This window comes from Acetobacter sp. KSO5 (assembly GCF_044094635.1).
In the GTDB taxonomy this organism is placed as follows: domain Bacteria; phylum Pseudomonadota; class Alphaproteobacteria; order Acetobacterales; family Acetobacteraceae; genus Acetobacter; species Acetobacter cerevisiae.
In genome coordinates, this window is sequence record NZ_CP172014.1 from 2,360,716 (window position 1) to 2,373,382 (window position 12,667).

Here is a 12,667-nt window from a genome sequence, read left to right on the forward strand (position 1 = left end):
GGGAGGCCCTATTCTCATTTTTTGTTACAGCCGGACGATGGCTTGCAGAAGAACTGCAAACACGTCAGCCGACCCCTCGTTCCTCGGACGTTACACCAAGCTGCTTCAGTTTGCGATGCAGCGCACTGCGTTCCATGCCAACAAATATTGCCGTCCGGCTAATATTGCCCCCAAAACGAAGCAGCTGGGCCTGCAAGTACTGCGTTTCAAACATATCTCGCGCCTCGCGCAGCGGCAGGCTCATGACATCGGCCGAGGCATCAAACTTCAGCAGGGCCGGAGCCCCTTCCCCGATGGTGGACGGCAGCATTTCCGCGCGGATGGGCTCAACACTGTTGCCCGGCATCATGATCAGCACGCGTTCCATCAGGTTCCGCAGTTCACGCGCATTACCCGGCCAGTCATACGCCTGCAGGGCCGCAACGGCATCGGCCGAGAGTTCACGCTGGGGCAGACCAGCCATCTCCGCAGCGCGACGCAAAAACAGTTCTGCAAGGCCCGGAATATCATCCCGCCGTTCCCGCAGGCCCGGCAGGCGCAACGGTACAACCGCAAGCCGATAATACAGATCTTCCCGAAAACGCCCGGCCATGATCTCGGCCTGCAAATCCCGGTTGGTGGTGGCCAGAACGCGGACATCCACTTTCACGCGGGTTGAGCCACCCAGCCGCTCAAACGTCTGGTCCTGCAGAGCGCGCACAATCTTGCCCTGCGTTTCCAGCGGCATATCCGCGACTTCATCCAGCACCAGCGTACCACCATGCGCCCGTTCCAGCACACCGGTGCGCCGGCCGGTGCCATCAGGCGCGCCTTCCAGCCCGAACAGTTCTTCCTCAAACCGGTTTGGTGCGAGAATGGCGCAGTTCAGGGCTACAAACGGTCCATCGGTTCGGCGGGAACGCGCATGAATCATGCGGGCCGCCACCTCCTTGCCGGAACCGGGACCACCTGTAATCAGCACGCGGGAGCCTGTGGGGGCCACACGCTCAATCTGGCCACGTACCGCAGTAATCAGGGCGCTATTGCCAAACAGTTCCGTGTCCTGCCCGGCACGCAGGCGCAGTTCCTCATTTTCTCTGGCCAGACGGGACGCTTCCAGCGCCCGCCGCACCACAACCAGTAAACGGTCTGCCTGAAATGGCTTTTCAATAAAATCATACGCGCCGTGCTGGAGGGCCGCTACGGCGGTTTCAATCGTCCCATGACCGGAAATCATGATGACCGGCACGGACGGTTCTTCCGCGTGCAGGACATTCAGAATCCCCAGCCCATCGAGCTGAGAGTCCCGCAACCAGACATCCAGAATGACCAGAGACGGCCTGCGGGCCCGGAATGCGGCTATGGCTGCATCAGATGTCGCAGCTACCCGTGTTTCGTAACCCTCATCTTCAAGAATGCCCTCAATGAGCATCCGGATATCGGGCTCATCATCAACAATCAGGATTTCATGAGCCATGGTCGTCCTTCATCGGCAAAATCAGAATAGCCACAGTTCCTGTTTCCTCCGCCCTGTCTTCCAGACGCACCGCACCCCCATGGTCTTCCATAATCTTTTTGACAATGGCCAGACCAAGTCCGGTGCCCTTAGCCTTGTGCGTCACGTATGGCTCGGTCAACCGATGCCTGTCGCCCGAAGGCAGGCCAACGCCATTATCTGCAACAGAAATTTCGACGTTGCCTTCACTGTCCTTCAGGTCAATCCATACCGCATTGGCTGTGTTTGAGCCATTTCCCTCAACATCACCCTGTTTTGCTGTCATGGCAATGGCATCCGCTGCATTCTGCAGCAGGTTGATCAACGCCTGGCTGATCAGCCGCCGGTCACACCGCACCACCGGCCCTCTGTCCGGCAGGCTGACGTGATAGGTAATTTCAGGGTGCGCGTTCCGCTGGAGCACCAGAACTTCCCGTATAATGCGGGAAAGATCCTCATTGGTCATCACCGGCTGCGGCATGCGGGCAAAGGCGGAGAACTCATCCACCATGCGCCCAATGTCCCCCACCTGCCGCACAATAGTATCCGCACACTGCGCAAATGTTTCCGGGTCCGAGGTAATTTCCCGCAGGAAGCGCCGCTTGAGCCGCTCCGCGGCAAGCTGGATCGGGGTCAGCGGATTTTTGATTTCATGCGCAATCCGCCGCGCCACATCCGCCCACGCGGCTTTTCGCTGGGCCTGCTGCAGGGCCGTGATGTCATCGAAGGTCATCACGTACCCCTCCGTCACCGTCCCGCGGAGCTCCGCGCCAATCCGCACCAGCAGCATACGCCGGTTGGTCTCCGGGCCGGTCTGCACTTCCCGCGTAATCACCTGATCGGGCACAGAACGCACGTCGGCCAGCAGTTCCGCAAATTCCGGCACGCGGGTCGCCAGGGCTTCGCCAATAGCGTCCATCAGATCTGTTTGCAGCAACAGGCAGGCCGCACGGTTGGGTAGTTCAATCCGCTGCTCCACATCCAGCCCGATCACCCCGGCAGACACACCAGAGAGGACCGCTTCCGTAAACCGACGCCGCTCATTGATCTGCCCATACGCCGCCATCAGTTCCGAGCGCTGGCTGGCCAGCTGTTCCGTCATGCGGTTGAAGGCGCGGGAGAGGCTCGTCACCTCATCATCCCGGTTGGCCTCGGGCACATGCACGCCCAGATCACCCTCACTAATCCGACGGGCCGCCAGAATGAGCAGGCCCAGCGGCTTGGCAATTTGGTTCGCCAGCGCCAGCCCAATCAGCGCCGCTGCGGCCAGTACCAGCAGAGCCACCAGCGCAAAAATCATCACAAACGTCAGCTGGATCTTTGCCCGGTTGCCGTTCAGGCGCCGGTAATCCGCAATCACTTTTTCCGTGCGGTGCATGTGCTCCAGAATGGTGGGGTCCACCAGACGGGTAATCACCAGCATCAGCGCGGGGGTCTGAGAAAGCTCGACCACCGCCCGCACTGTGCGTTGATCAGGAGAATCCAGAATGGCCACGTCATTGGAACGCGCCAGCATGGTCGCAGCCGGGGGCGGCAGAGCCTGATCTCCGGCACGGCTCATCAAACCGCCCGAGGCCACAATCTTGTTGGTAATGGGGTCATACACCAGCGCATCCGTCAGCCCGCGCATGGTGGCCTGACTGTCCAGCATTTCCCCCAGCGCATCATGATCCTGCAGCAGGTTCATGCCGCTGGCCGCCAGTTCGTTCTGCGCGCTCATGATGTAGTTGGACATGGAGAACGCATCGGTGCGGATATTGGCGTTATGTTCCGCCAGATAGCCGCGGGAGGCCTCCATGGCTTCATTCAGCGCCGTATTCACCCGGTCGGAAAACCAGATCTGAATGCCGTAATGGAAAAACAGAGTGGCGAACACGCCCACCACCAGCGTCGGCGCGACCGCCACAATCCCGAACAGTGTGACCAGCCGAACATGGAGTCTGGCCCCGGCCAGCCCTTTCCGATGCTCCACCAGCATCGGCCCCACGCGCATGGCCACGGCCAGCAGCAGCAAACCCAGCACCAGACTGTTCAGCAGCAACACCAGCGGCTCGATCACCGCATAATGCCCGAAGGACATCCCGCCCGACAGCACCACAAAGGTTGCAAAGCCAAGGCATAGCGCCAGAGCAGCCAGCGTAAGAGCCACGCTTTTCCGCTCCAGAGACCGTAAAAGCCAGTGGAGCCGGGTCCGGGCCAGAAGAGTGCTCAGAGAAGAGAGGAAGCGCTGCATAAAGGCAGGTTAGACCACACCGCGCACAACGGGAATTTCAAGCTCACGAATTTTTTTACGCAGCGTATTCCGGTTCAGCCCCAGCATGGCTGCTGCCTTGATCTGATTTCCACGCGTTTCCTGCAATGTCATCTGGATAAGAGGTCGTTCCACCTCTGCAATCACACGCGCATACAGATCATGCAAGGGCATCCCTTCCCGCCCTGCGGTCAGGTAGCGCATGATATGGCGGGAAATGGCATCGGACAGCGGTTCTTCCACCGCCGCCTTTTCCGCAATGACCTCATGCGCCAGCGGTTCGGCCAGTTCCGCATCAATCAGATCACTGCTGATAGTCTCCTGCGGATAAAGGGCCACAATGCGCCGCATGAGGTTTTCAAGCTCACGCACATTGCCCGGCCAGCGCCAGGATTGCAGGCGCGCCACGGCGGAATCATCCAGCACCCGGCTCCCGGCCCCAGCCTCCCGGCTCTGCGCCAGAAAATGGCGGGCCAGTAACGGAATATCCTCAAGCCGCTCCCGCAACGGCGGCAGGCGCAGCGGCACAACGTTCAACCGATAATACAAGTCTTCCCGGAAAGTACCGGCCCGGATAGCCTGCCGCAGATCCCGGTGCGTGGCGGCAATAATCCGCACATCCGCCCGGATGGGAGCGCGGCCACCCACGGTGGTAAATTCGCCTTCCTGCAGCACGCGCAACAGCCGCGTCTGCGCTTCCGGCGGCATATCGCCAATTTCATCCAGAAACAGCGTGCCGCCCGTCGCCTGTTCAAAGCGCCCCGGACTTCGGCCTGTTACAGCTCCCGGCACGCGCTCCTGCCCGAACAGTTCGCTCTCAATCTGGTCTCGCGGAATGGCGGCCATGTTCACGGCTACAAACGGACCACCCCGCCTGCGCCCATATTCATGCAGCGCACGCGCGACCAGCTCCTTACCCGTGCCGCTCTCACCGCTAATCATCACGGTCAGGTCAGACGTCGTCAGGCGGGCGATGCTGCGATAAATCCCCTGCATGACCGGGGACTGACCAATCAGCGGCAGGCGTTCTTCCGGGGGGGAGGCCACCGCTGGCTTATCCGCCTCATGCGCCGGGGCCACCAGCGCGCGGGCCACCACACCGAGCAGTTCTTTCAGATCAAACGGCTTGGCCAGATATTCAAACGCGCCACGCTGGGTCGCCTTGACCGCTGTCACCAGATTGGACTGCGCACTCATGACGATAATGCGCAGATCCGGCCGGGCCTGCCGGATACGCGGGATCAGATCCAGCCCGCTGCCGTCCGGCATCACCACATCGGTAATCACCAGATCGCCTTCGCCTTCCTCCACCCACTGCCAGAGCGTTGCGGCGTTAGGGGTGGACTGAACCTGATACCCGGCCCGCCCCAGCGCCTGCCCGAGCACGGTACGAATGGAGCGATCATCATCAGCAACAAGAATAGTCGGCAAAGGTGTCATAGGGGTCAGGTTACACTCAGATACGAAAAGATCATTACAAAAAAAGAACGAAGCTGTCAGATGCTTTCGTTGCCGTCCGGCACTACGGGCAGATACAGACTGATTTCCGTGCGTCCGGGGCGGCTTTCCACTTCAATCACGCCGCCGTGGTCGTCCATAATCTTGCCGACAAGGGCCAGCCCCAGCCCGCTCCCGCTCATCTTGGTGCTGATGAAGGGTTCAAACAGATGCGGGCGAATGGTCTCTGAAATACCCGGCCCCGTATCCCGCACCGTCACCACCAGCGGCAGATGCCGCCATTGCGAGGTGCCAGGGACGGCCAGGCGAATTCCGGGCCGATAACTGGTGCTCAGCGTAATCTCACCCGGCTTTTCCGTCTCCCGGATCGCCTCGGCAGCGTTTTTGACCAGATTGAGCAACATCTGCACCAGCTGGTCCCGATTCCCCCAGACATGCGGCAGAGACGGATCATACCGTTCCACAATCCGCAGTCCCGCTGCACAACCTTTGCTGGCCAGCAGCCGCACATGCTCCAGAACACGATGAATATTCAGGGAGCGATAATCTGCCGGGGCCTCATTAAACACGCCCATCCGCTCAACGAGTGCGTCAATGCGATCCACCTCATCACAGATCAGCGTCGCGAGTTCCTTGTCGCTTTCCCCCACGGAATGCTCAAGAATCTGCGCCGCACCTTTAATGCCGGAAAGCGGGTTACGAACTTCATGCGCCAGCATTTCGGCCATGCCGGACACGCTGCGCGCCGCAGAGCGGAAGGCAAGCTGACGGTCCAGCGCCCGTGCTGCCGAGGAATCATGGAACGTCAGCAGAATGGAGCCGGGATAATCCAGCACATCCGCCCCCTGCACCGTCACCCCTTCATGGTGAAAGCGCGGGCTGCTAAACACCAGCTCATGCTCGGTGATGGTGCCGCCTTCCTTGCGCACATGCTGCACAAGCAAAAAGACCGGATGATCTTCCGGCACCAGTTCATCCAGCGCGCTCTGACATAGCTGATGGCGGGACGTCGCAAAAAACTCCTCCGCCGCAGCATTGGCAAAACGCAGCCTGTTCGTAGGGCCGAGCTCCAGCACCGGCACAGGCAGGCTGTCCAGAAGCAGACCAGCGGACGGGCTCCCGTCCTGAGGCGATGCGGGGCGCTTCATGCAGCCGGCGTCATGCCGCGTGCGCCTGCGCATCGGCATGGCGGGAGGCACGGGGTTCGCGCACAGACCCGTCAGCAATCTGCTGATCGTAGAAATCAGAAATCATCGCAATGGCATCCGGCGCGCAGTCCACGCGGTTCACGGCAGCGCGGAACCCGGCAGAATTCGGCAGACCGGCGGAATACCAGGAGACATGCTTGCGCGCCAGACGCAGGCCGGGGCGTTCCCCAAAATGCTCCAGCATCATTTTGTAATGCTCCAGCACAATGGCTTTTTCCGCTTCCAGCGTGGGGTCCGGCACTTCCTCGCCCGTCCGCAGAGCGTGCGCCACCTGCGCCAGAAACCACGGACGCCCGTAACACCCGCGCCCGATCATCACGCCATCCGCGCCGGACTGCGCCAGCGCTGTACGGGCATCATCCACCGTCAGAATATCGCCGTTAACAATCACCGGCAGACCAACGGCTTCTTTCACATTCCGCACAAAGGCCCAGTCTGCCGTACCGTTATAAAACTGCTGGCGGGTTCGGCCGTGCACGGTGATCATGCGAATACCAGCCTCTTCCGCAATCCGGGCCAGAACCGGTGCATTCAGGTGGGAATGGTCCCACCCCATCCGCATTTTTAGCGTAACCGGCACAGGAACGGCTTTCACCACGGCATCCAGCAGGCGCGCGGCACCCACTTCATCCCGCATCAGCGCGGAACCGGCCATCTGGCCAACCGCAACCTTCTTCACCGGGCAGCCGAAATTGATGTCGATCAGGTCCGCACCCCGCCCCACGGCAATCCGGGCAGCCTCTGCCATGGCGTTCGGGTCACACCCGGCCAGCTGCACAGCATTCGGGCCACCGGCATCTGCCACTTCGGCCATCCGCAGGGTTGTGTCATTTTCCCGCACCATGGCCCAGGACGCGATCATCTCGGAGACCACCAGACCAGCCCCCAGCTTCCGCGCCAGACGACGGAACGGCAGGTCTGTCACGCCGGACATGGGAGCAAGGATAACGGGCGTTTCCAGGCGCACACCGCCCAGATCAATCGGCCGCAATAACGGTTGCGTTTGCACAGTCTTTTCCACTTTGCCTATGATTTAGGCAGATATACGCATTTCCGAGTCGGGAATCAATCTTTTATATCCGTAACGTTTTGTCCGCCCAGGGTTTCCGAACGCCCTTATTTTCAGGCCTTTTCCAGCAACTGACGCGCCAGAGCGTTGTGCTTCTCCGCCAGCAATGCAGGATCATGGTTTACAAACTGACCATCACGGATCAGCCAGCGCCCGTTGACCATGGAATACGCAATACGCTGAGGCGAGCAGAACAGCAAAGCTGCAAACGGGTCCGACTGCGCGCCAGCATGATCAATTCCGCGCAGATCAAACGCCACAAGATCCGCTGCCATACCGGGAGCGAGATGGCCAATATCATCACGCCCCAGCACTGCCGCCCCGCCACGCGTGGCCAGTTCCAGCACTTCACGCGCCTGCATCATGGGCCGTCCGTCTTCTGTTTCCAGCAACCGGCCAAGCAGCATAGCCTGCCGGGCTTCCCCCAGCATGTGGCTGCCGTCATTGGACGCCGAGCCATCCACGCCCAGCCCAACCCGCATGCCGGACGCCACCATACGCCGCACGGGCGCGATGCCTGAGCCCAGCCGCATATTGGAACAGGGGCAATGCGCCATTCCGGTATGCGTTGCGCCAAAACGGCTGATGCCTGCCTCATCCAGCTTGACGCAATGCGCGTGCCATACGTCCGCGCCAACCCAGCCGACATCCTCGGCATATTCCGCTGGCGTCATGTTGAAGCGCTCACGGCTATAAGCAATGTCACTGGCATTTTCGGCCAGATGCGTATGCAGCATGGTGCCGGTCGCACGCGCCAGTTGAGCGGCCTCACGCATCAGATCCGGGCTGACGGAAAACGGTGAGCATGGCGCCACCACCACACGCTGCATGGCCAGCGGTTCAGGGTCATGGAACGCCTCAATCACCCGCTGCGTGTCGGCCAGAATGGCGGCCTCATCTTCCACCACACTGTCAGGCGGCAAACCCCCTTTGCTCTCCCCGACACTCATGGACCCGCGCGCCGCGTGAAACCGCATCCCCATCTGTGTCGCGGCCTCAATCTGATCTTCCAGCCGGCTCCCATTGGGAAACAGATAAAGATGGTCACTGGTGGTGGTGCAACCAGACCATAAAAGCTCAGTCATGGCTGTGCAGGTAGAAACGCGGATCATCTCCGGGGTCAGACCAGCCCAGATCGGATAAAGCGCCTGTAACCACCCGAACAGCGAACTATCCTGCGCAGCGGGAATAACGCGGGTGAGTGTCTGATACATATGGTGGTGCGTGTTCACCATGCCGGGCATCACGATATGGCCGGTCATATCCTGCACCCTATCCGCCTGCGGCAACGGGTCTGAGGCTGCACCAAGAGCCACAACCTGCCGCCCGCGCACAAGCACCCAGCCGCCCTCAAGCTCCTCACGCTGGTCATTCATCGTCACAACACGCAGGGCATTTTTCAGCAGGATGGTCGTCATTGGTCTCTTTTTCCAATCACTGAGGCAGAACATGAAAAAGGCCGCACATCAGCCCGATGCGCGGCCTTTGCCAAAAACCTTTTTCCAGAAACGCTCAGAGCGCTGCCGGATCAGGGCACCAGAACAGACACCGCCGCCGTGCAGGCAATGCCTTCTTCACGTCCTGTAAAGCCCAGACGTTCAGACGTGGTTGCTTTAACCGAAATCCGGCCAACATCCACTTCCAGCAGATCCGCCATCCTCTGACGCATCGCCTGCGCATGCGGCCCAATTTTCGGACGTTCGCAAATGAGCGTCACATCGGCATTGATCAGCATACCCCCGCGCTCCCGAATACGCTGCCCGGCATGCACGAGGAAACGCGCGCTGTCCGCGTCTTTCCATTCGTTCTTACTGGGCGGAAAATGCGTGCCAATATCGCCTTCCGCCAGCGCGCCATAAATGGCGTCACACAGCGCATGAATGCCAACATCGGCGTCTGAATGGCCAGCCAGCCCCTTGGTGTGCGGCACGGTAATACCGCAGAGGATCAGCGGACGGCCTTCTTCAAAAGCATGAACATCATACCCCAGCCCGACACGCGGCAGGAGAGTCGGACCAATCAGTCGTTCAAGGCGCACGAGGTCCTCCTCATAAGTCAGCTTGATATTGTCTTCATCACCGGGCACCAGCGCCACGCTAAAGCCTGCCTCTTCCAGCAGCTTTGCGTCATCCGTTGCCGTAGCAGACGCAGCCCCACGATGCAGGTCTAAAAACAGCCCAAAGCGGAAACCCTGCGGCGTTTGCGCCCGGAAAAGATGATCACGCGGAACAGTCCCGGCAATCACACCCTTGTCTTCACGCTTGAGCGTATCGGCAACCGGCACAGCGGGAATGGCACCGGGATGCTCAGCCAGCGCGGAAACAACATTCTGCACCAGTCTGGCCGTCACGTAAGGACGCGCGCCATCATGCACCAGAACCAGATCAGGGTGCTCGCTCTCAGGCAGAGCATCCAGCGCCTCCAGACCGGCCAGCACGCTGGCCTGACGGGTTTCCCCACCTGCTACAGGAGACAGGACAGCAACGCCGTCCAGCGCTTGCGCCAGCATTTCGGGGTCACCCACCGGCTGCACACAGCTTACATGAGGCAAAAGGGCTTCCGCAGCATGGCGGATAACCGGCTGGCCCGCCAGCATCACATATTGCTTCGGCGTTGCAGACCCGCTGGTCGCGGCGTAACGGCTGCCTGTTCCGGCAGCCAGAAGAATGGCAGCTACTCGCATAGTCGGAGCAATGCTGCGGGAAGCCCGAGACGTCAAGGCACAAAATGCGCCTCACAGAACTCTGCCTGCACCACACCAGCCCTTACAAAAGCTGTTTGCTTTTAAAAATCTGCCTCTTCCGTTTTTACATGAAACCGTTTCTTTCTTTATTCACGTAAATCTTATGAAGCATTCGTCAGCATAGAAAATTTCATCCCTCCCTCTCAAAATAATGATATAGCTCGCACCAATCACAGCCCCTTATCAGGCCCCATTCTTCTGCGGCTCAGACCAGAGAAACCATGAAAACACTCCTGCTCACTTTTGAATGCCCTCCTGATGTGACCGGGGGCGGCCTGTGCACGTATGTTCAGGAATACATCAACGCCAAAATAGAACGGAGAGAACCGACTGTTATCCTGACGGCCGATTTCAATGTGCATGATGAAGTCTGCACGTATTTTGGCTGCGTCAAGGTGATCCGCTTCAATCCATCCACCGGTGACTCCTTTAAACATATGGGTCACTGGGCGGCGATGAGCTACGAGTTCTCCAATCAGGTCAAAAAAATCATCACGGATGGTTTCAAACCGGACTGGCTTGAAGTGTGCGATGGTTTCGGTCTGGGTTATTTTACGCTTCAGAGAAAGCTCTGCCTGGAAGCACCGTTTACAGACCTGAAAGTTCTGGTGACCGCCCACACACCCGTCACCATGATTGATGAATGGGATAAGAAAAACATCTATGAACTGCCAACATATTTCACAAAATATATGGAACAGTTCTGCTTTCAGGCCGCAGACAAAGTCATTTCCCCCAGCACTTTTCTGAAAAAGAAACTGCTCACGGAATTTCTGGAAAAAGATCTTCCGATTGATGTTGTGCCCAACCCTTACGAAAAACCCTCCACCAGTCTGGTTTCGGGAAAAGAGGCCAGTGATAACGCGCAGGTTTACGACATTCCTGATTACGCCATTGCCTCCCGCGTTTGTTACTGGAAAGGCATAGAGCATGCTCTGGCGGGGTTTGACCTGTACTGGGCTAATGGCGGCCAGTCATCCCTGTATGTCTACGGGTCTGACACACATTATTTCAAAAACAACAAATCCCTGACAGAAACTCTCAGCACCAAATACAATAAATGGATTGAAAAAGGCCTCCTCAAATTTGCGGGCCTAAAAGAACATTCCGAAATTCTTTTCATCAAAAAACATCTCAAGGCTCTCTTTCACCCGTCCCTATTTGAAAACTACCCTTATTCCGTTATCGAACATATGGCAGATGGTGGCCTTGTTGCCGCCTCTCTGAGTGGCGGACAGGCAGAACTCATCCGGCATGGAGAAAACGGTTTCCTGTTTGACCCGCACTCCCCGAAATCAATTCAGGATGCCATTCTGACAATTGATGCTCTGGAGGATGTTCAAATCCGTTCGATTACGGAAAATGCCATTCAGACCATTAAGGATACCTGCTCTTACACAGCGGTTATGACGCAGAAAGAACAGGTTCTGGCCACAGCCAAACAGAACGCGTCTGGCGCTGCCTTCCCCTTCACATCTGGGAAAGAGCTGACCCATGCAGACGCAAAAAATGGCTCAGCGGTGACGGTTGTCATCCCGCACTACAATCTTGGCACATTGCTGATTGAAGCCATTGAAAGCGTCAAATTCAGCAGCCTGCCGGATATCAAAATCCTTGTCGTCGACGATGGCTCAACGGACAAAGAATCCGTCATTATTTTAAAAACTCTTGAAGCGCGTTACACAAACCTGAAAGTTATTTATAAGAAGAACTCCGGCGTAGCGGAGACCCGAAATATCGGCGTCCAGCACGCCACGACAGACTATATTGCTCTTCTGGATGCCGATGACCTCGTCTGCGTTCCTTACTATGAAGCAGCCCTGAAGATCCTGAACCGTTACAGCAATGTCGGTTTTGTGGGTGCGTGGAATGAGGACTTCAACCAACACGGCCGGCTCCGGCTCTGGCCGACCTTTAACCCTGAAGTTCCGCTCCAGATGATCATGAACACCACGAACTGTCAGGGACTGGTTGTGCGGCGTGATGCCTATCTGGCACACGGCCAGCATGACCCGAACCTTGGCATGTTCCTGGATGACTGGGAATCAACCATTTCCATGGTCCTTAACGGCGTCCGCGGCGTGATGATCCCACACCCGCTGTTCAAATACCGCATCCGGGAAGACTCGATTTTCCGTGACAAATTCAGGATGTTTACTATCAACTATAACTATATCATCGATAAACATCAGTCACAGCTATCAGGCTGCTATGGCGAAATGATCAAATTCCTGAACGCCAACGGCCCCAATACGCAGTATCACAACCCAACGATCCCATCAGCAAACAACACCCATCACACCTCGGCTCCAGTTCCGACCACTCAGCACGAGGGAGGCAGGCTGGTCCAGTTGGTGCATAAATATTATGATAGTGTGAACCAGCCTGGGACCATTCGGAATATCCGTATGGGGTTGCGCAAATTTGGCCCTGGTCAGTTAGTAGCTCATTTTCGAAAATAAGC

8 protein-coding genes are annotated in these 12,667 nt (G+C 58.1%); 1 reads left to right on the forward strand and 7 read right to left on the reverse strand.

The window, feature by feature from the left end; translation table 11 throughout:
• Positions 1 to 64: 64 nt before the first annotated feature.
• The 7 genes from ACHQGU_RS10615 to ispF form a co-directional block, all read right to left on the reverse strand.
• Complete coding sequence (locus ACHQGU_RS10615) at positions 65 to 1,456, reverse strand: sigma-54 dependent transcriptional regulator (RefSeq protein ID WP_062143904.1); 1,392 nt, start codon at positions 1,454 to 1,456, stop codon at positions 65 to 67.
• Positions 1,446 to 3,707: a PAS domain-containing sensor histidine kinase gene (locus tag ACHQGU_RS10620; protein ID WP_253554418.1), complete on the reverse strand. Its 2,262-nt coding sequence runs from the start codon at positions 3,705 to 3,707 to the stop codon at positions 1,446 to 1,448. Before ACHQGU_RS10620 ends, ACHQGU_RS10615 begins: the two co-directional genes overlap by 11 nt.
• 9 nt (positions 3,708 to 3,716) lie before the next feature.
• A complete protein-coding gene (gene ntrC / locus ACHQGU_RS10625; protein WP_395495003.1) occupies positions 3,717 to 5,165 on the reverse strand; it encodes a nitrogen regulation protein NR(I) in 1,449 nt (482 codons plus the stop codon).
• Between the two features lie 56 nt (positions 5,166 to 5,221).
• Positions 5,222 to 6,331: a nitrogen regulation protein NR(II) gene (locus ACHQGU_RS10630; protein ID WP_061502982.1), complete on the reverse strand. Its 1,110-nt coding sequence runs from the start codon at positions 6,329 to 6,331 to the stop codon at positions 5,222 to 5,224.
• A 10-nt stretch (positions 6,332 to 6,341) separates the two neighbouring features.
• Complete coding sequence (gene dusB, locus ACHQGU_RS10635; protein ID WP_215753914.1) at positions 6,342 to 7,400, reverse strand: tRNA dihydrouridine synthase DusB; 1,059 nt, start codon at positions 7,398 to 7,400, stop codon at positions 6,342 to 6,344.
• 113 nt (positions 7,401 to 7,513) lie between these two features.
• Positions 7,514 to 8,878, reverse strand: coding sequence for an 8-oxoguanine deaminase (locus tag ACHQGU_RS10640; protein ID WP_395495004.1), 1,365 nt, complete (start codon positions 8,876 to 8,878; stop codon positions 7,514 to 7,516).
• Positions 8,879 to 8,988: 110 nt separating this feature from the next.
• Positions 8,989 to 10,143, reverse strand: coding sequence for a 2-C-methyl-D-erythritol 2,4-cyclodiphosphate synthase (gene ispF / locus ACHQGU_RS10645; RefSeq protein WP_395496423.1), 1,155 nt, complete (start codon positions 10,141 to 10,143; stop codon positions 8,989 to 8,991).
• A gap of 281 nt (positions 10,144 to 10,424) precedes the next feature.
• Between ispF and ACHQGU_RS10650 the strand changes: the two genes are divergently transcribed.
• The gene (locus ACHQGU_RS10650) at positions 10,425 to 12,665 is read left to right on the forward strand and encodes a glycosyltransferase (RefSeq protein ID WP_395495005.1); all 2,241 of its coding nucleotides are present in this window, start codon (positions 10,425 to 10,427) and stop codon (positions 12,663 to 12,665) included.
• Positions 12,666 to 12,667: the final 2 nt, after the last annotated feature.

Coding starts and splice junctions, on each gene's coding strand:
- ACHQGU_RS10615 (WP_062143904.1), bottom strand. CDS start 1,456: ATGGCTCATGAAATCCTGATTGTTGATGATGAGCCCGATATCCGGATG.
- ACHQGU_RS10650 (WP_395495005.1), top strand. CDS start 10,425: ATGAAAACACTCCTGCTCACTTTTGAATGCCCTCCTGATGTGACCGGG.
- ACHQGU_RS10620 (WP_253554418.1), bottom strand. CDS start 3,707: ATGCAGCGCTTCCTCTCTTCTCTGAGCACTCTTCTGGCCCGGACCCGG.
- ntrC (WP_395495003.1), bottom strand. CDS start 5,165: ATGACACCTTTGCCGACTATTCTTGTTGCTGATGATGATCGCTCCATT.
- ACHQGU_RS10630 (WP_061502982.1), bottom strand. CDS start 6,331: ATGAAGCGCCCCGCATCGCCTCAGGACGGGAGCCCGTCCGCTGGTCTG.
- ACHQGU_RS10640 (WP_395495004.1), bottom strand. CDS start 8,878: ATGACGACCATCCTGCTGAAAAATGCCCTGCGTGTTGTGACGATGAAT.
- ispF (WP_395496423.1), bottom strand. CDS start 10,143: ATGCGAGTAGCTGCCATTCTTCTGGCTGCCGGAACAGGCAGCCGTTAC.